Below are 21443 nucleotides of genomic sequence, written 5' to 3' on the forward strand. Positions count from 1 at the left end.
TAATCTCTATAATTTTAAATCTATTGTTTAGGATTTTTCTATTTCGACTTGTTTATATCCGCCACGCTTTCTAAAATATAGTATAAGGATTAGATAGCCCAGGGACATCGTTAAGGGTATCAATGCTGTTATTACCAATGCCCTTCCGGCACCATAAAAACCAGCCTGTTCCACAGGTACCTTGTCTATATTAACCATGGTCTGGGCATTGTCCCACCAGTTTTTCAAATTACTCAGATTGGCGTTGTCACTTAATTCTTTTCCAGTGCTTTCCCAACGTTCAATATCTGCCTTCAACTGCTCTCCATTATCCCTTAAGATCGCGACTTTACTACCGTCCAATCCTTTTATTGGCCTAAAGAACAAGAATCCATTTTCCTGTTCCGCCTTATAACGGTCATATGATTCAGTAGACTCCACCTTAATTTTATTGGAAGCAAAGTAATCTTGTTTATACCCAATACCAGGTCCGCCCAAGAGACCAGCCGACAACATTCCCACTCCACCAACAATACCCATGGTTACGGCACCTCCCCTTGGAAATCGTTCTCCGACAACACCGAGCATGGTGGGCCAAAAGAAAGTTTTCGCTATTCCATATATAGTTACCGCCAATACCATTACAAGTCCGGTAGTTGAGTTTCCTAGGATATACAGTCCTATTGCTCCGAGAATAGAACAGGCGAAGAGCAATCCTAAAGGTGATATTCTATTGACTATAGGTCCTGCAAAAAACCTAAGTACGAACATTAGGGCAGATGTGTATATAAACAACAAGACCCCTTTAGTTGGATTTTCCAGAATATTACCCGTTATATTCTGTATCCAACTATCAGTACCCAATTCTACATAGCCTACCAGCATCATCAAGATCAACAAAGAAATTAATAATGGGGAAGCCAGTTGACGAAACATCTCGCTAAAGCCAACTCCTGCGGCCCTTGCCTCCGAAATTGGAAATTTTTCCTTAAGTATGATAAAGCCATAAATAAGTACGGGAATCAGAAAGAAGCTCATTAAAACCTCCCATGAAACCAAGCTATGAAAGGCAATGGACAATAAACCTCCTACAATCATTCCTCCTGGCCAACCAGCGTGCAAAATATTCAAGTAGTGTGTTTTGTTTTTTGGGTATAGTGTTGCTACAAGTGGATTTACAACCGACTCACATATACCATTCCCGACAGCAAAAAGGAACGTGCCCCAGTATAGGCACCAATAGGCAGCTTCGCGTCCCATCGCTTCAAACACATATACAGTTGCCACGGTGACGACCAAGGACAGAAAATGCATTACAAAAGCCAAAATTAGTAAAGGCTTATAACCTACCCTGTCTACTATAAGACTAAAGAGAATAATGATAACACCAAAACCAACAAACCCACCTCCCGTAATGGAGCCCAATTCGGTCATGGTAAATCCAAACTGATTCCCCCAATCTACTAGAATCGCTCCACGTACAGCAAAGCCAACTCCGCCAGTTACGATAGTAAAAAAACTCGCCCATAATAAGCGATTTCTATTAATCTTATTTACATCCATCATTTTATATATTAAGTATAAGTTGTCGGCTCTTCTTAGGCTGATTTAATTTATTGACTAATTAGAATTTCCATTAAGGATTTTACCGCCTGTGCGGCAAAACTCTCGGTATTTATATTTGAGTTTACCTCCAATATCTTGATATTTTTATTTGCATGACTTTTTAGGGAACTGAACAATTCTTGGTCTATCGCCGGAGCGTGAAATACTTCTCCCGGCCCACCAATTTTGGACAGGCCTCCTAATGGAAGCAATACAGTAACAGGAGCCTTGGACTTATTTATCTTTTCGGCTATAGTCTTTCCCAATATTCTGTTCTCTTCTACATTGGTCCGCATAAGGGTTACATCCGGTGCCCAACTAAATAATTGTCTGTCCCTATATTTTTCTGGAACGGATTCCAAAGGACCAAAGTTTACCATGTCCATACATCCTGGTACCACGATCTGTGGAATTCCTATTTTGGCCGCAGCTGTTAAGCGGTCCGGCCCCGCACTACATATTCCACCGCAAAGTTCATCCGCCAATTCAGTTGTAGTAATATCCAATATAGCATCAATACATCCATCCATGGTTAATCCTTCCATGGTCCTACCTCCTACTCCAACCGAATGGAAGGCCATCACCGCGTATTCCTGATCCCTTAGTAATTCCGAACATTTATCTACACAAAGTGTAGTATTGCCAAAAACACTAATAGCTATGGATTTGCTCTGCCTTTCATCAGTCGACCTAGAAACTTGCATCATTCCTACTATCGCCCCCGCACCTTGGTGCATTACTACCTTGCTGATACTATTTAGTCCGGCAACATCAACAACAGATGGCATCAAAGTGATATCCTTAATGCCTACATGTATGGACAAATCTTTGGTAGCCAAGGTGCTGATGCAAATTTTCGGAAATCCAAAAGGTAAAGTCTGCATTGCCTTTAGTGCTATAAAAGTCCCGCCACCGCCGCCCATACCTATTATGCCGTTGGCTTCTTTCTTTTTGAAAAGATCTTCAACAATAGCGGCAGCGCCATTTCCCATGACTTCTATAGCTCTGCCACGATCTTTATTTTCCCTAAGATCGGTAAGGATACTTCCACCACTTAAAGCTACCTCCATGGCCTCAAAATCTACCGGAAATAAATCAGTGGAGCCAAGTACCCCGGTATTGATTGTAATTACCTTGACACCTAATCCTATAAGACAGCCATATAGAAATCCGAAGTCTTCTCCTTTGGTATCGAAACAACCAACCATTATGATACTTCCTTCTTTTTGCATATTGGTATTACTTTTTTTGTTCATTGTTGTTCATAATATCTGAAGCCCTTAATTTTTATTAAAACACTTAATGGTGGCCATTATATTTTTGGCGGATTCCTGAATAAGTTGGGGAGCATGCTCAATTGCCTCTTTTAATTCCATTGGCTGATTAACAATAGAAAACACTGCATTTACCCCCATGTCATAAATACCCTCTATATCCTCACCAATTTTTCCGGTAATCACGATTACGGGGACATTGTGTTTTTTTGCCAATGTTGCGATCCCGGATATGGTCTTGCCCTGTAATGTTTGTCCATCAATCTTACCCTCTCCTGTAAATACCAAGTGGGCCTCCTTTAAATGCTCTTCAATTTTAAGGGTCCGTAGTATTAATTCAATCCCATTTACAAGCTTTCCCTTTAAAAATGCCATTAGTCCTGCACCGGTACCTCCGGCCGCTCCAGCTCCCGGGATCTGGTCGATATCGATGCCCAACATTATTTCGATGCAATGGGCATAATGGGCAAGGTTAGTATCCAATATTTGCAGATCTTTTTTACTTCCCCCTTTTTGCTCTCCATAAACCATAGAGGCTCCATTTGGCCCGGTAAGGGGATTGGAAACGTCGCAGGCAACCACCACCTCACAACTTTGAATTCTTTTATCAAAATAGGTCAGATCTATGGTGTTCAATTGATTTAGACTGCCACCGCCCTCTGGAATATCGTCCCCCTCATCATCCATAAATTTGGCTCCCAATGCCCTCACCATTCCAGCTCCTCCGTCATTGGTGGCACTTCCACCAATACCGATGATAAATTTATCACAACCCCTATTAAGGGCATCCTTGATCATTTGCCCTGTGCCAAATGTTGATGTATGCAATGGGTTCTTTTCGTACTCTTTTAACAATTCCAAGCCCGAAGCCTTGGCCATTTCGATCACAGCCGTTTTTTTATCTTTCAAAATCCCATATTGAGCCTCAATGGTCCTCATCAGTGGATCCATTACCAAAACGGAAATTCTTTTACCTCCAACCCCGTTCAGCAGGGTGTCCAATACTCCTTCCCCACCGTCCGAGATTGGGTTTTCATGGATTAGGGAACCCGGCAGTACCTTCTTAATTCCTATGGCAATATTTTCCGCAACCTCTTTGGCCGATAAACATTCTTTAAATGAATCAGGGGCAACAACGATTTTCATTTTCTGTGGGTTTGTTCCTTATTAATCATTTTCATTTAGCATAAATTACCATTGAATACCCTGCTTATTTGGTTTTTAGAAACCTGAACCCGTCTTTTTCCATTACCAAATAATCCGGACTGCCTTTTTCTTCTACAAATTTTATTTTTACTATTGCCGTTCTTCGTGGTTGGGTTAGAGAGTCATTATGATGGGTATGTAAAACGTATTGCATATCCCCTTGGTGATCCAGAAATACATCTCCATGCCCTGGGCCATTTTCGCCTACGAGGTCCTTATACATAATGGGACTTTTATCAAACTTCTTCCAAGGTCCAAGAGGGCTTTCACTAATGGCATAGCCAACCGCGTAATCCGGGTTTCTAAAATCATTTGCCGAATATATCAAGTAATAGAGCCCTTTATGTTTTAATACTGTGGGGCCTTCAGTTACCGGCCAATCTGTCTTTTGTGTATTTTCCCATTCAAGTTCTCCAGTAATACATTCCCTCAAGGTTTCCGGTTTAATTGCCATGAGATCATCCTGCAATTCAGCTACGTAAATTCTATTACCTTGGGTAAGTCGAACATGATATAAATATTTTCTACCGTCCTCATCAAAGAATACAAAGGGATCTATCTGTTTAACGGGGGCTTTAAGAGCTTCCTTTGAGGTGTTAACAAATGGACCCAATGGACTTTTGCTGGTTGCCATTGCTATGTGTTCATTTGCCGTATAGGCCATATAAAAAAGACCTTTGTACTCAAAAACCTGAGGAGCCCAGAATCCTATTTCCCCATAGGAATCACCCATTGCCAAGGACAGGCCGCATTTGGCTCCTTTGGGTCCTGACCACTGTATTAAATCCTTGGAAGTGTATACCAAAAAGCCTTTATTCTTTCCCCATTTGGGATCACCAGTAGTTCCATACAAATAATAAGTATCTACATGATGAAAAATAGTAGGATCCGCCAAATAGATTTGACCGGAATCCATATCCGTCAACTTTTGGGCGTTACATCCCCAAAAAACAATAGAAACTATAAATATGACTAATGCTCTCAAAACCTATCTAAAGCTAAATTTATATTCGGAAACTGTATGGTAAACCTCACCCGGACGGAGCGTAATTGATGGAAAACCCTGTTGGTTGGGGGAATCGGGAAAATGCTGTGTTTCCAGACAAAAGGCAGTCCTATAATCGTCCTTGGCTCCAGATTTCAAAGTGTTTTCCGAGTCCATAAAATTGCCACAATAAAATTGAATTCCAGGTTCTAGAGTATATACATCCATCACAATGCCAGATTTATCCCCTACCACAGTAGCGGCATGGTTCATACCATTAGACTTGGTGCCATTTAAAACAAAATTATGGTCATAACCCCCGCCGAATGCCAATTGCCGATCCTCCTCGTCTATACGCGATCCAATAGTATTGAAATCTTTAAAATCGAAAGGTGTTCCCTTTACATTTTTCAATTCCCCCGTAGGAATCAGTCCTTGATCCACAGGTGTAAATTGATCTGCATAAAGTTGCAATGAATGGTTTAGGATACTTCCACTTCCTTCTCCATTGAGGTTGAAATAGGTATGATTGGTCAAATTTACCACAGTAGCTTTATCAGTAGTGGCTTCGTATTCCATTCTAACAGCCCTGTTATCGGTTAGCGAGTAAGTTACCTTTACGGTTAAATTCCCTGGAAACCCCTCCTCCATATCAGGGGAAGTATATCTCAGGATCAGGGTTTTGGTATCAGGTTGTTCGGCGTCCCAAACCTTATCCTGAAATCCGTTCTCCCCACCATGAAGGGCATTTTCATTATTGTTCGGTACTACAGAATATTCGGTGCCATCCAAAGAAAATTTACCTTTTGCAATCCTATTGCCTACTCGGCCTATTGTAGCTCCAAAGTAGGTTTCGGCAGAATCCAAGTAGTCCTTAATGTTGGAATATCCTATGGAAACATCAACATAATTGCCATCTTGATCTGGAGTCAAAAGAGCAACTATCCTACCCCCGTAGTTGGTAATGGCCATTTTCAAATCCTTGTTTTCCAGCCAATATAGCTTTACGGCCCTTCCATCAATGATGGTGTCAAAATTGGTTTGTTGCAAAGTACTTTCCATTGGTGTTTGCATATTTGTTCCGGCCGTTTCTGAAATTATTGCTTTTTTATTGACATCCCTACAGGCCGACATTGCCATTAAAGCCAACACAACCAAGATCTGACTACATTTTATTCTCTTCATTTGTTTAGTTTATATAAATGCCCTACTTATAAAATAGCCGTTTGGGACCCCTTTTCTATGGCCTATTTATTTATTTGCCAGCTTATTCAATTTCTTTATCAAATCCGCCTCGTCCTGTCTGTAGGGAGTTCCATCTTTTCTAAAAACTTCATGAAACCATTCAATTGGTTCACCTCCGTCCTCGATAGGGGTATTCCAAGCATATTTTGTATTGGATTTTCCTGCTACCAATCCCCAATTGATGGCGCCAATATTTTCTCTTTGTAATATGGGCAAAATATTGGAGAAGCGGCTATTATTAGTCCGTGCCATATACTCTGTGCAGACCATTGGCCTGCCATGGGATTTTAAAAGGTTGATTATATGTTGATGGTGTTTTTCATCCTCATAGTTGTGATAGGTCAATATATCGGAATTCAAAGCCTGGAAAGCGTTGAGTTCTTGAAAATCCCACGCCCATAAGCCCGCAGTTAGGGGCTGACTAGGGTTAATTTCCCTAGCCCATATGAATACGTTCTTTAACAGCGGCATTGAACTGGTTAGTTTTCCCGTATTTCCCGGCTCGTTGTACAAATCCCACATGACAATCCGTTCATCATTGCCAAAGGTTTTGAGGATATCCTTGACATAAACCTCAAGAGCGGGGAAGTTTTCCTCTTCCTTTGATGCGGGGTCTCCAGGATCTTGCACCCAACCAGAATTATGGGTTCCAGGTATAGGTTCCGGTTGTTCACCGATTCTAGGAGTTTTGCCCCAAACATCATCAAAAAAGACAAACATTGTTCTGATACCGTGATTGCTTGCTATTTTTAAATAGGTATCCATACGTTGCTTAAATCCCTGTGGATCTGCCTTGTATGCCAAACTATGAAGATATACCCTCATCGTATTGAAGCCAATACCTTCGGCAAAGCCCAATTCCTTATCAATTGTTTCAGGGTCGAAGGTATTCTCTTGCCACATTTCCAATTGATTAATGGCTGTACTGGGATTAAAATTTGCGCCGGTCATCCACTTTTGTTGAGAATACCATTCTTGGGCTTTATCAATGGACCATTTATTTTTAGTTAAAACATCTTCTTGTGATATCCCTGAAAAGGGTATAAGAAGCACGTAAGCAATCAGTATTAATTTTTTCATCTGCTAATTTTTATTGGTTTTGATGATACTCCCAATAGGAATTGGAAGGAATTATTTTTATGTCTGGAGTTAAGAAAGGCTTTATACTTCTACTATAGCATCACTATTTTAAATAGAAATCTAATTTTGTACAGCATACTTCATTCGATAAAATTACCGGGCCGTATGAGAGACCCGATAATTTAAGAAACTAACTCAACTCAACTCAATTCAACTAATATTTTCGTTTATTAAAGGCATTACTACCTTGGTATATCCAGAATTACATTCTCGGGTAACGGTGGTCCCAAATAGGGCATTCCACTGGTATCCCAATACAGCCTTTGCATTCTTGGAGAGCGAAACCTACCACAACCCTGCCCAGATTTAGAATTGGCATGATATAAAATCCAATCCTGTTTACCATCCGGAGACTTAAAAAATGAATTATGTCCAGGAGCATATACTCCATTTTGCGGAGCCTGAGTAAAAATCGGTTCCTCCGATTTTTCCCAAGCCGTAGCCTCCAATAAATCGTCACCACCATTAAATGATAAAAGTCCAAGACTGTAATTATCGGTCCAGCAGCCGCTTGCCGAGAAAACAATGAAAATTCGATCCTTATGTGCCAAAAATTGTGGCCCTTCATTTACATTGACATGGGGAAGATCCGGATCATCCAAATCCCCGTGTTTTTCCCATTCATATTTTGGTGAAGAAATTTTCGCCCTTTCCCCATCTATCTCCAAAGGGTTTTTCATCTTGGCAATGAAAATATCCTGTTGCCCATTGGTATCACCTTCCCATCCAGACCAGATCATATATAACTGCCCTTTATGGTTGAATACATTACCATCAATCGCCCACTTGTCTGTTTTAGCCGCAATTTTGCCTTTAAATTCCCATTCTCCTTTAAAAGGGTCTTTAGAAGAATTCTCCAATACATACATTCGATGGGTCTTATTATGACCATCATCAGCGGCAAAATAGATATACCACTTTTTATTTATAAAATGGACTTCCGGAGCCCATATATCCTTGGAGTAATCCGTTCCTTCTGGTGGTGTCCATACGGTAATACTTTCGGCATTGTCAAGAGCCGCTAAATTTTTAGTTTTCCAAAGTACCAAACGGTTCTGTAAGGTATTTGTATAATAATAATATCCATTGTAATAGGTACTGTAAGGGTCTGCCCCCGAGGGTAATAATGGATTAGTAAATGTTTTGTCTTGTGAAAACACCGAAATAGTGAAAAGAAGAAAAAACAAAAATATGTATGTTACTTTAGGTGTTCCCATCTAGGTATGCGTTTATCTTGATAATCAAGGGAATATTGTGGCAATTTACCCCCCGAAAATTTATTGTTTCCGAGGGGTTTATTTAGTATAATTAAAATTCTATTTTCTGTACTTGAGTGTAAATCATGTCTTCAATCCCGGCAACCTTAACACCTATACGGGCAAAAATGTAACTTTGATCCGGTTTCTTTGGGTCACTGGGTATTTCTACCGACATATTGATGTTACCCAAATTGGAAAGGTCTGCCGCATCTACCTGAGCTATACTACCTTCTCCTCCACTGTTGGAATCAACAAATAAAGTTCTGTTGATAATCAATGTTACTCTTTCTACAGCTTTAGCATCGGTACCGGTAATGATTTGCTCCACCGCACAACTGGCATTTACAGATCCAGCAGCATATGAGAACTGGGAATTCCTGATCATATGATAGGGAGTAACCTCAATGTCCATTGCCTTATTACCTGATAATTCAAAAAATAGGGTATCTGAAGGGGTTCTGAATGGTCCTTGCCCAGGCACAAAAGAAAGTTTGTAATCTCCGGTAAACAATCTGCTGCTGTAACTACCATCTTGGGCAATTGTAACGTCTATTGGCGCTGTAAGCGCATAGCCCGGTTGCCATAATTGAAACCTTACTTGGTTCCTTGCAACAGGAATGGCTTCACCGTTATAGACAATATTTCCGGAGAACATTGCATTTGGTTCGTCAAAATTATCAAGTGAACAAGAAGTCACCAATAATAGAGCGCTGAATATGAATATATAAAATTTAGCTTTCATCTTTATTGTTTTAAAATTGATTATTGATTTGGGTTCCTAACCAATTTAGGGTTGTTATTGATTAAATCCTGTCCTATTTCGGAATAATAGTTCCCAAACTGAAAACGGTCAGCGCCTGTAATTCTGGAAAGTCTTAAAATCTTGTACAGATATTTACCATCATTAGGGTCTCCAGGGTTGTAATATTTATAAGGCCAGATACTGTATGGCTGGGTTTCCCTTTTCGTAGCTACACCTATATTTTGGGTAACTTCAGTTGGGTTGATAGGATTTCCGTCTAAGACGATATGTGCCAACCTCCATCTTTTTAAATCAAAGAAATGTAGACCTTCAAATGCCAATTCTACGTAACGCTCATGAGCAATTTTGTCAAAATTAACATCGGCCCCCGTCAATGGTGTAGTAATCCCGGCTCTTGAACGAACTTGATTTAAGTAACCAGCCGCAACATCTGGTTGTCCCAATTCAAAAGCGGCCTCAGCAGCATTCAATAGAACCTCCCCAAACCTATAACGTATAAACCAAACATCACTTTGGGTTCCTCGTCGACCAGACCCGGTATTTGGATCTTGGTATTTACGAATATAGAATCCTGACTGGGCAGTAAATTCCAGGCCATCTATTGGACCGTCAAAGCCAACTACCTGAACCTGTTCCGAACCTCCGGGCAATGTTTTTTCCTGTCCTCTTGAATCTCCACTAACTATTGAACCGTCGGCCAGTACAATACCTGCCCATATATCTACGGGTTTGGATTTAAAGGTGGTGCCCGGCAAAATTACCGTTCCGGCCAAACGTGCATCCCTGCCTTGAAATATATCACCAATATTATCATAGTAAACTGGATCACCTCCTACCTCATTTGCCAAAGGGGCGTAAGTGCCATCCAATAATTCAAAGGATTGAACGAATTGTAAACTAGGGTTTATCCTCCCTCCTTCTTCTTCCTCAGCTCCAAAACGAGGTTGGTTCCAACCTGTGAAGTAGTGTGTCTTTCCTCCTCCAACTTTGTAATCCTCAACAAAAATAGCTTCAGGATTGTTTGCCTTATCATAAAACAAGGCCTCGAAATTCTCGGAAAGGTTTGGTTTGGAATTATATAAGGCATAGGCGCCGGCACTTCCGCTGATAATGGCTTGAGCTGCTGTAAGGGCCTTGGTATAATAGCCTTCTGCCATTGAAGCTGGAATTCCAACTTCGTTTCCGGGAAGGGCCACTTGAGGGGTTGTTGCTCCATATTTGGCAATGGAACCCGCATAAAGGGCAGCTCTGGTTTCCATGGCCAGTGCTGCACCTTTCGTGGCTCTCGACTTGGAATCGGCATCGGTAGGCAATATATCCTTTATAGCTTCAGCCTCGCTTATTACGAAATCATAAATAGCGGCTTCTGTTTCCCTAGGATGTTGTAGGTAAGAGGCATCACCACTAAAATCATAGGTTTCGGATTCCAATATTAAAGGAACCCCCCCCATACGTTTTACCATTTCGAAGTAATAAGAGGCACGTAAAAATCGTGCTTCAGCCAAAAACCGTGTTTTTTGGGAAGCTTCCAATTGGGTAGCCTCTTCACATCTTTCCAAGAATAGATTTATTTCACGTATGTATCCGTAATTCCAAATACCCCAGCTGCCAAATCCCCATCCATCATTTTGAAATGCAGGATAGCGACCTGCCTCTGACCAATATGCGATGTTGAAATCAGCGACGGAAGCCCAATCATCCAGCCTGCCAAAATCCTCATATCTGTTGTACAGATCTCCCAAAACAGAGAGAACTGCGCTTGGATCTGTAAAAATTTGTTCCTGTGTTAATATCGAAGATGGCGGCCGATCCAAAAATTCCTCATCGTTCTTAGAACAGCCCATGGCCAGAATTAAGGCTAATAGTATTGTATATATGTATTTTTTCATTGCGTATAAATTTTTACTATTTATATAGATAGGTTTACCCCAACGTTTACGAATTTGTTCTGTGGGTACTGCAATCCATTAGTATCATTGACCTCTGGGTCGATACCAAATTTGGATAGGTTATCAAAGGAAAATAGGTTATAACCATTAATATAGAACCTCGCCTTTTGTAGGCCAATTTTTTCTAGAATCGGTTTTGGTAATGAATACCCCAGCTCTATTGTTCTTGCCCTTAAATAAGTGACATTATGCATCCAGAAGCTAGATGCCTGACCTCCTCTATAATTACTGTGATAAGACGCATTATATCGTAGTGCTGGATATTTACCAGGATTCCAAGCACTGTTAGGATCTGAAGGATCTTGTCTGCTCCAGCTGTCCAAAAATATGGTGTTCAATGCCCCTTGGTTCTGGAAGGCCCATCTGGTTTCCCATTCCTGTGACCATGAATACCCGGAACCTCCGGAAAAATCAGAAGTAAAATCAAATCCTTTGTAGGCCATACGGATACTAAGTCCAAAATTCACAGAAGGCTGCTTCCCGAAATTGTAACCAATAGGTTTCTCGTCATATCCGTTTATTCTTCCGTCGCCATTTAAATCTTCATATATCAAATCTCCTGGCAATAAGGTTCTGTTACCCTGACCATCAATGTCTACAGGGTAATTGTTGATCTCTTCTTGAGATTGAAATTGGCCAATGGTGTTAAACCCCCATCGAATATCATTAAACCGACCTTCATTGGAAGCCCTATATTCCTGCCAGGAATTTTCAAATCTAGGTTTGTAGGATTCTATAAACTTACCTCGGGAATAAGAAGCGTTACCTGAGACAGTCAAATTAAAGTCCCCGAAACTATCACTATAGCTTAAGGCTCCTTCAAAACCAGACTGTGCATCACTATTTACGTTTTCATCCGGCAGACCATACCCTAATTCACTAGGAATTAAAATGTCATATTTCCTCCCCCTTAATCCTGTTCGTAATCTGTAGAAGTAATCATATGATCCGTTAATCTTTCCATCAAAAAGGGTAAAATCCATCCCTATGTCGGTAATCTTACTTTTAAACCAAGAAATGTTGTCCACAATCTGGCCTTTATCCCGTGCGCCTACGATAGGTTGGCCATCCAAAATTACGGTTCCCGTATTATAATTATAACCAGGTAAATAGTCATAGGCGCCGATACCAATATCGTCATCACCTAAAACACCATAGGAACCTCTTAATTTAAATTCCGAAACCCATGCATCTTCCCCTGCAATATTCTTATACCAGTCTTCCTCTGTAATCCTCCAACCGACGGAACCTGAAGGGAAAAAGCCTTTTCGCTTACTTGGGGCAAATTTCCATGAGGCATCCTGTCTTCCAGAAAGCTCCAAATAATATTTGTCTTTATAGTTATAGTTGAATTTGCCAATGTACCCTATCCGTGCCTCTTCATTATCGGCATCTTGAAATGCTACTACGTTCGCAAAATAGATCAAGGGCAAGATATTCGTCTCCGGCACAGAACGTACCCATTGGTTTTGGTCACGTTGCTCTTGGCGTTCTACTAAAAATAGACCTTCAACATTATGATCATTCCCAAATGATTTTTTGTAGGTGGCTTGACCTTGGTAAACATTTTTAAGAATTTTTCGGTTTCTTCGTTCCCTCCATGGGTTGGAGCTACCACCTGTAGCATTATAGGCGTCGTTGGCCGCATCATAGGTATATGCATCATAAGTATATTCATGTCCATTTAAAACCTGATCGGCGATATAATAGGAATACATTCCTTTAACGGTAAGACCCTCTGCGAACCCACCAAATTTATATTCCCCACTAAAGTTCGTTTGTAACACTCTCCATATATTGGTCGAATAACCTCCAATTTTCTTGTTGTGCAATGCCCAGTTGGTCTCATTGTGACCAATATCGTTAAGATATTCAGGGTTGTCATTGGCATAGGGACGTTCGAAGGGGCGATTTCGTAAAATGGCAAATCGTGGAAGCCAATAATCATCGGCACCAGGAATCCCAGGGTTGTCTGTAGTTTCTATTCTACCGTTAATCTGTACCCCAACCTTTAATCGATCAGTAATATTGGCATCCAAATTACTTTGAATGTTATTACGCTCAAAATTAAATTCAGGACCCAAAACGGCTTCCTGCTTTAATTGGGTTCCAGAAATGTAGTAGTTGATTTTATCCGATCCTCCAGAAGTACTTACATTTAAGCTATACAGAGGGGCATCTTTCTTTATTATGAAGTTTTTCCAATCAAATGATTTATAACCCGCTTCTGTGCCCAAACGATATTTCTCCAATTCTTCATTCGTGATTTGCGTTTCCCCAAATTCGTTCAGATCGGCCTCAGCCTTTTTGGACATATACACATAGGAATCATTTACGGTCTCAGGAAATCTTGACCAGTTTTGCCCTCCGTAATAGGAATTAACGTTAACCACGTTTTTGGTATTCTTTTTACCACGTTTGGTGGTTACAACAACAACCCCATTTGCGGCCCTGACACCATAAATTGCTGCAGACGCATCCTTAAGAACAGAAATGCTTTCGATATCCCCTGGCGAAATGTTATTAAACTGGCCGGCGTCTTGCTGTATCCCATCTATAACATATAAAGGATTACCCATATTTCGAATTTGAATGGCAGCAGTAGCTCCGGGACGGCCATCAGGCATTTTAAAGGTTACCCCTGAAATTTTACCTGCGAGCCCTGAACTTACGGATGCTCCGGCGTGGACACTTTCCAAGTCCTCACTTGTTACCGTGGATATAGCGGCCGTAATGGATTTTTTCTCTTGAGAAGAATATCCCGTTACCACTACTTCATCCAAGGCAGCCACGTCATCTGACATTTGCAGATCAATTGTAGTTTGGCCGTTTACCGGCAACTCCGTAGTCTTGAAACCAATGTAACTAAAGACGAGTACCGCATTTGTTGGAGCTTCAATAGTGTAGTTTCCATCAAAATCAGTGGAAACACCATTATTTGTTCCCTTTACAATTACAGATACGCCTGGCAAAGGCATGGTGTCCGTTTCCGAACTAACATTTCCTGAAATCTTCAATTTATCCTGCGAATAGGATTGGGAAACCACTAAGAAGATACCCAGCAAACAGAACTGTTGAAATAATTTTTTTAAGATTGTCTTCATGTTGTTTTCATTTTTAATGTAATTAAGTTTTAGTTAGTTGTTAAAATGTTATTTATTCACTGCATGGATCAAAATTCAACAGTTCACATTTATAGATATAAGCTTAGTGTGCATCATCAACCTAAAAGCCATATCGGTATGGGTTAAATATTTGGTTAATTTTTTACCGATATAATAATTTTATGACTTTACTGTTGACAATAACATTTACTTCATCTTTGTAAACTGTCAATTTAGCAGCTGAAGCAAATAGAAGAAAATTAAGAAGGTTTTAACTTTAATTTTGTTTCAATAGTTCTCCGAATTGATTCATAATCCGGCCTTTGTCTTGGCGATTGGTCTTATTGAACTAAATTGTAGAATAGTGAAACATTATGTAGAACAAAAAGTTTTATATTTTCCAAAAATTGTTGAACGGTGAAAAAGAATGTTGTTTTATTACTAATTACTTACTTGGTTTCCAATTTCATATGGTCTCAGGAATTTTACTTTGAACATTATAAGGTAGAAGATGGTCTGTCCCATAATACTGTTCTAAGCTCATTACAGGACAAGAATGGATTCATGTGGTTTGGAACAAAAAATGGACTGAATAGATTTGATGGGTATACCTTTAAATTGTTTCAAAATAATTCAGAGGATGCAAAAAGTTTACACGGGACATATATAGAATGTCTTCATGAACATGAAGACATTCTTTGGGTAGGTACGGACAATGGTCTGTATAGTTATAACGAAAAACAAGAAAATTTTGATTTGTTGGAAGGCACCAATACTAAACATATTTTGGGCCTTATGAATGACGCTGATGGGAATCTATGGTATATTGCGAACAGTGCAATGAACAAGTACGATACCAAAACCAAGGAAACGGTTACCTTTCCAACTGACCTATTTTTTAATGCTACAGCAATCCTAAAAACAAACGATAATGAAATTATAGCTGCATCCAGTAACGAGCTTTATATATATGATAAGGTATCCAAAATCTTTAAAGGCTATAATCTAAATGTTCAGGGCGATCCTAAATTACCATTCCGAATTAACCGCTTATTTAATTTAAACGACCATATAATCTTGTTGGGTACCCAAAATCATGGCGTACTTGCATATGATATTCTGGAGGGCAAAATTTTGGAAATGCTTGAGGAATTGAAGGGACCTATTTATGTAAGGGATTTTGCCATGAGAGGGAACGAAGAGCTTTGGGTTGCCTCGGAATCAGGCATTCATTTATATAATTTTAAAGAAAAAGCCTATACAAACTTGGTGAAAAACTATAACAATCCTTATGCTTTGGCGGATAACGCAGTTTATGCGCTAACAGTGGACGACGAAGGCAGTGTTTGGGCAGGCACTTATTTTGGCGGGGTAAATTACCATCCTAACCAGTACAATTACTTTAAGAAGTATTTTCCGTCTTCATCTGAAAATTCTATTAGCGGGAATGCCGTACGGGAAATTCGTCCTGACAATCAAGGGAATTTATGGATAGGAACAGAGGATGCAGGATTAAATAAGTTCAATATAGCAACTGGGAAGTTCACAAATTATACCTCCAAGGATAAGGGAGGCATTTTGTCACATTACAATATTCACGGCATACTGCCCATGGATGACAAGGTATGGATAGGCACTTTTGATCATGGATTGGATGTACTGGACGTTGGGCAGAACAAAATTGTAGCACATTACAATATGGGAGGTAGGAGTACACTCAGTAATAATTTTATTTTTTCACTTCATAAAACAAGGTCAAATGATATCATTGTCATATCCACTTCCGCCATACAATCCTATAACCCTCAAACCGATAATTTTGATTTGGTCGGGACTTTTCCCCAGCATATACATTATACCTGCTTTTTTGAGGATAACAATGGGGGATATTGGGCCGGAAGTTATTCTGAAGGATTATTTTATTACAATACAAAAACTGGAGAAAACAGTAATTTTAAATATGACAGCCATAATGCTGAGGCTATAAGCAACAACCACATAAATGGTATATTTCAAGACAATAACGATACCATTTGGGTTACAACTGAAAATGGACTAAATCGATACGACCCGATTAAAAAATCCTTTAAGAAATATGGGACCAAAGATGGATTCCCAAGTAATGCTTTCTATTCCCTGTTAGAGGGAAATGATAATGAACTTTGGGTAACTACCTCCAATGGACTAGTAGAATATGAAGTTTTAACCGGTCATAAAAAAATCTATACCAAGGAAAGTGGTTTGCTCAGCGATCAGTTTAATTATAACTCAGGCTACAAAAGCCTTGACGGAACTATGTATTTTGGCAGCGTTAACGGAATGATAAGTTTTAATCCAAAAAACTTTGCCAACAACACTTATGTGCCACCCATTTTAATAACTGGTCTTCAAATAAATAATCAAGAGGCGGTGGTTGGAGTGGATGATTCCCCTTTACAGAAATCGGTAACTTTTCTGGATAATATGGTACTAAACTCTAACCAGTCTTCCTTTAGTCTGGATTTTGCTGCCTTAAGTTATATAGGTCCGGAATCTACGGAGTATATGTATCAAATGAAAGGTATTAGTAATGATTGGATTCCATTAAACAAGGAACATAGGGTTCATTTTACGGAATTGGCTGCTGGTAAGTACAGCTTTAATATTAGAGCATTGACCAATAATGGTGTATGGAACGACATGTCCAATTCGCTCTCAATAGAAGTGTTGCCCATTTTTTGGAAAAGTAAACTAGCCTATTTCCTATACATGCTTTTATTAGCATTATTGGCGTTTTTTATAATAAGATTCTATCATTTGCGAACGGTTTCAAAAAACAACCAGAAGATAAAGGAACTCAGTAATAAAAAGGAGAAAGAAGTTTACCAGGCAAAAATTGAATTTTTTACCAATATTTCCCACGAAATAAGGACACCATTAACCCTCATAAAAAGTCCTCTGGATAAATTGATAAAGAATGGGAATCACTCCGTCGATGCCATGGGGCATCTTTCCATAATGAAAAAGAATACTACCAGACTACTCGATCTGGTCAATCAATTGTTGGATTTTAGAAAGACCGAGATGGAGAGTATAAGTCTCACCTTTGTTGAATGTAATATTACTGAATTAATAAAAAAAACCTGTAGTCGATTTACTGAAGCTATCAATGATAAGAATATAGATTGTAAGTTGAATCTGGGCGAAGCCGAAGTAATTGCATTTGTGGATGCCGAGGCCGTGAAGAAGATATTGAGCAATCTTTTTGGAAATGCCATAAAATACGCCCATCAAAAAGTAAATGTTAGTTTGGAAATCAATGTGGAAAGCTTTAAACTCAAAGTTCAAAATGATGGGGATATTATCCCGGAACATCTTTCAAAAAAAATATTTGAACCCTTTTTTAGGGTATCAGGGGTAGAAAACCAGAATGGGACCGGTATTGGTCTGGCCCTGGCACATTCATTAACCAAACTGCACAATGGCAATTTGGAAATGGCAAACATCGATGGTTCTTTTAACACCTTTGTTTTAGAGTTACCTATTCATCAAGAAAAGGAATTTAAACTTTATTCACAAGATCAAACATTGGAGAATGTTAGATCCGAAATGGCCATGCTTGACACCGAGGAGGACTTAAAAAAACCTAATATTTTAATAGCAGAGGACAGTATTGACCTCTTGGATTTTATATCCAATGATTTAAAAGAATTATATAACGTTTACAAGGCTACAAACGGACAAGAGGCACTAAGGATCATAGAATTAAAAAATATTCAACTTGTGGTAACCGATGTAATGATGCCAGTAATGGATGGTTATGATCTCTGTAGAAATATTAAACGCACCTTGGAATCCAGTCATATTCCGGTTATTTTCTTAACCTCTAAACAGGCACTGAATGCCAAAATTGAGGGATTGGAATCCGGTGCCGACGCCTATCTGGAAAAGCCATTTTCTATTTCCCATCTTAGGGTGCAAATTAAAAATTTGATCGAAAACCGTAAAAATATAATGTCCTATTATTCCAGTTCACCTTTGGCTCACCTTAAAAGCATTGCTCTTACCGCAACCGATGAAACCTTTATACAAAAATTGGACGAGGTAATTACCAAACATATATCAGATCCCGACCTAAGTGTTGAAACCCTAAGTGATATTATGTTTATGAGTAGATCTACACTGTACAGAAAAATTAAGGAAATGTCCGACCTTAGCCCAAATGAATTGATCAATATTGCGCGTTTAAAAAAAGCGGCGGAATTGCTTAAAAAAGGAGAATACCGCATATATGAGGTTTCTGAAATGGTTGGATACAATTCTCAAACCAGTTTTGGTCGTAATTTTCAAAAACAGTTCAATATGACCCCCACCGAATATATGAATTCATAATTAACTGAAAAAGTATACTTTACCTGTCATTAGTCATTAATTAGGAGCTGGATATACCTCATATGTCTGCGCTAAATCTTCCCATTCTTTTGCCAATTCTTCAACTGTTTCGGGATTGGATCCTGCGACATTATGAATTTCCGTCCTATCATTGGCCAAGTCATACAATTCCCAAGGCACATTCTTTTCAAGTCTTACCAGCTTCCAATTTTTCTTTCTTATGGCCGCGGCACCAAAATGTTCCCAGAAATAGACTTCCTGACTACCCACAGAAGATTTTCCCATTAAAATCGGCAACATAGTTTTACCTACGGTCGGTTTAATTACACGGCCTTTATATTTTTCGGGATATTTGGTGCCAGCAAGATCGATACAGGTAGCCATAATATCCACCACATGGGCAGGGTTATCCTTGACAATTCCTTGTTCCTTGATTTGTCTTGGCCAATGGACAATAAATGGGGAATTGATTCCTCCTTCAAACGACTTCGCCTTCCAGAAGCGAAAAGGTGTATTGATGGTATGTGCCCAAACAGGACCAATACCTGAATGTACTGTTTGTGAACCTGGCATACTGTCCTTTTCTACTGGAAATACTACTTTTCGCCCATCCCTTGTACTTCCTGCACGGTCAAATCCTGGACCATATTTGGAAGGTCGTTCAGAGCTTGCACCATTATCTGAAAAGAAGAAAATAACAGTATTTTCCAACTCACCCGTTTCTTCCAATTTGTCAACTAGTTTTCCTATGGATTGATCCATGCGATCTACCATGGCTGCATGTACTGCCATAGCTCGTGAATCCCAATCCGCATTGGTGTTGGATTCCCAAGCTAGTTCAGGAAACATAAAGTCGGGAAGTTCCGCATTATCGGTCTTGATAATGCCCTTTTCTATCAACCCTTGATACCGATTGTATCTTATTTCACGCCAGCCTTTGTCGTAGGTGTTGGCGTATTTATTAATTTCTTCCTCAGGAGCATGTAATGGCCAATGGGGGGCGCAATGAGCAACATATAAGAAGAAAGGATTTTTATTTTTAGAGAACTGTTCTACATAAGCAACAGCAGAATCCCCAATGACGTCTGTATGATAATACTCATCCGGTATGTTTTCTACTTGTTTTACACCGTTAACCAAACTAAAGGGGTCAAAATAGTCAACTACACCCCAAATATTACCGAAAAATTTGTTAAATCCCCTTGAAGTTGGGTAAGTCAAGGTATCCGAAAAAGTTCCGTAATTTTCTTGATGTGACAGCCATTTCAATTGTTTCTCCTCTTCCAATTGGTTTGTGGGTGATACATGCCATTTCCCTGTCATACCCGTTTGATAACCGGCCTCCTTCAGAACTTCCGCTATAGTTACAGTATTTTCACCAAGTGTACCTCGATAACCAGATAATTCCATATCCATTGTCATCCTACCTATACCGGCCTGATGTGGATATAGACCGGTTAGCATTGAAGCCCTAGAAGGGCAACAACGCGACGTGTTATAAAATGAATTGAATCGCAATCCGTTGGCTCCCAGTCTATCGAGGGTGGGTGTGCTTATTTCACCTCCGTAACAGCCTAAATCCGAATACCCGAGATCATCGGCCATTATGACAACAATATTTGGTCTTGAATCCGTTATGTCTATATTCTTGTCACTGGCAGCTGTATTCATTTTACAGGAAGCACAAAGGAACATTAGTATTAAAGAGCCAAACCAAATTTGTTTCAACATATTTTTATTTTGTTATTGATTATTTCACACATCAATCATTGGGGATAAAGGGATTATATAAAAAAAATGAAAGATTTTCCACAACTCTCTATGTTTCTTCACCTATATTTTTTGAGAAATTAATGGGTTTATATACTCCAAGCCTAATGTATTAAAACATCGTTTTTTTTCAAAGGAAGCAAGAAGGCCTCGATTTAAGGCTCCATTTTGTGTCACATTCTCAACACAATGAATTAAAAAGTGATAACATCTTGAAAAACATTGGTAATTGCCCCTGAAATGACATTTTTAAACAATTAAAAAATAATTTTTACAATTAAATATGGTAATAAATAGACTATTAATAAATATAATATTCCCCAGTTAAACCGTGCCATTGAGAATTAGAGAATTCATGCCGAATAGTTATTAACCTGTAATAAGTTATTCACCTCAGTTTACTCTAATTAAATTTGTAGTATAACCATCGCATACCTGTAAAAATTGCGTTCCTCCAACTAAGCTCCACTTCCACCCTATTAGACGAAAACCCTGTTTCGAGAACTAACCTGGAAAAATAAATTAAGTTTTCCTTAGCACCTGAAAATTGGCATATTCAATTACCTCAATTTATATGGTAATCGTAGCTATAAATATTACTTGACCATAATTATTGACCCCCTGCTTTTTGATTTGTCAACTATTTTTAGAATGAAAAATAAAAAAAGTGTAAACAACTGATTATCACCAATTAATATAACAGCCAGCTATGTATCCATGCCGAAATGCTCTATCAGTTTTAAAAAAAGTGAGCCTTTTCTGAGCCTTTTGTAAAACCAAAAAGGCCCCCAAT

General features: G+C 39.3%; 12 protein-coding genes. 1 reads left to right on the top strand and 11 read right to left on the bottom strand.

The genetic code is table 11. From position 1 onward, the window contains the following. Positions 1-27: 27 nt before the first annotated feature. From MWU84_RS20840 to MWU84_RS20885, 10 genes are all read right to left on the bottom strand, one after another. Positions 28-1545, bottom strand: a complete 1518-nt coding sequence (locus MWU84_RS20840; RefSeq protein ID WP_246905334.1) for an MFS transporter — start codon at positions 1543-1545, stop codon at positions 28-30. A gap of 47 nt (positions 1546-1592) precedes the next feature. After that, positions 1593-2840, bottom strand: a complete 1248-nt coding sequence (locus MWU84_RS20845; protein ID WP_246905336.1) for a Tm-1-like ATP-binding domain-containing protein — start codon at positions 2838-2840, stop codon at positions 1593-1595. Between the two features lie 24 nt (positions 2841-2864). Next, on the bottom strand, positions 2865-4004 hold the full coding sequence (locus MWU84_RS20850; protein WP_246905337.1) for a glycerate kinase: 1140 nt from the start codon (positions 4002-4004) through the stop codon (positions 2865-2867). Positions 4005-4068: 64 nt separating this feature from the next. Further along, complete coding sequence (locus MWU84_RS20855; RefSeq protein WP_246905338.1) at positions 4069-4980, bottom strand: glycoside hydrolase family 43 protein; 912 nt, start codon at positions 4978-4980, stop codon at positions 4069-4071. A 72-nt stretch (positions 4981-5052) separates the two neighbouring features. Continuing rightward, positions 5053-6234, bottom strand: coding sequence for an aldose epimerase family protein (locus MWU84_RS20860; protein ID WP_069858770.1), 1182 nt, complete (start codon positions 6232-6234; stop codon positions 5053-5055). A gap of 66 nt (positions 6235-6300) precedes the next feature. Further along, the gene (locus MWU84_RS20865; protein WP_246905339.1) at positions 6301-7374 is read right to left on the bottom strand and encodes a glycoside hydrolase family 2 TIM barrel-domain containing protein; all 1074 of its coding nucleotides are present in this window, start codon (positions 7372-7374) and stop codon (positions 6301-6303) included. 242 nt (positions 7375-7616) lie between these two features. Next, positions 7617-8651: a glycoside hydrolase family 43 protein gene (locus MWU84_RS20870; RefSeq protein WP_246905340.1), complete on the bottom strand. Its 1035-nt coding sequence runs from the start codon at positions 8649-8651 to the stop codon at positions 7617-7619. Between the two features lie 91 nt (positions 8652-8742). Further along, positions 8743-9435, bottom strand: coding sequence for a DUF3823 domain-containing protein (locus tag MWU84_RS20875; RefSeq protein WP_246905342.1), 693 nt, complete (start codon positions 9433-9435; stop codon positions 8743-8745). Between the two features lie 20 nt (positions 9436-9455). Next, positions 9456-11345, bottom strand: a complete 1890-nt coding sequence (locus MWU84_RS20880) for a RagB/SusD family nutrient uptake outer membrane protein (protein ID WP_069858778.1) — start codon at positions 11343-11345, stop codon at positions 9456-9458. A 20-nt stretch (positions 11346-11365) separates the two neighbouring features. Next, the gene (locus MWU84_RS20885) at positions 11366-14509 is read right to left on the bottom strand and encodes a TonB-dependent receptor (protein WP_246905344.1); all 3144 of its coding nucleotides are present in this window, start codon (positions 14507-14509) and stop codon (positions 11366-11368) included. A 417-nt stretch (positions 14510-14926) separates the two neighbouring features. On the opposite strand from MWU84_RS20885, the gene MWU84_RS20890 reads away from it, so the two are divergent. Further along, positions 14927-18880, top strand: coding sequence for a hybrid sensor histidine kinase/response regulator transcription factor (locus tag MWU84_RS20890; protein ID WP_246905346.1), 3954 nt, complete (start codon positions 14927-14929; stop codon positions 18878-18880). 36 nt (positions 18881-18916) lie between these two features. On the opposite strand, the gene MWU84_RS20895 is transcribed toward MWU84_RS20890, so the two are convergent. Continuing rightward, positions 18917-20611, bottom strand: coding sequence for an arylsulfatase (locus MWU84_RS20895; RefSeq protein ID WP_246905348.1), 1695 nt, complete (start codon positions 20609-20611; stop codon positions 18917-18919). Between the last annotated feature and the right edge of the window lie 832 nt (positions 20612-21443).

Source organism: Arenibacter sp. F20364, assembly GCF_023015905.1.
In the GTDB taxonomy this organism is placed as follows: Bacteria; Bacteroidota; Bacteroidia; order Flavobacteriales; family Flavobacteriaceae; genus Arenibacter.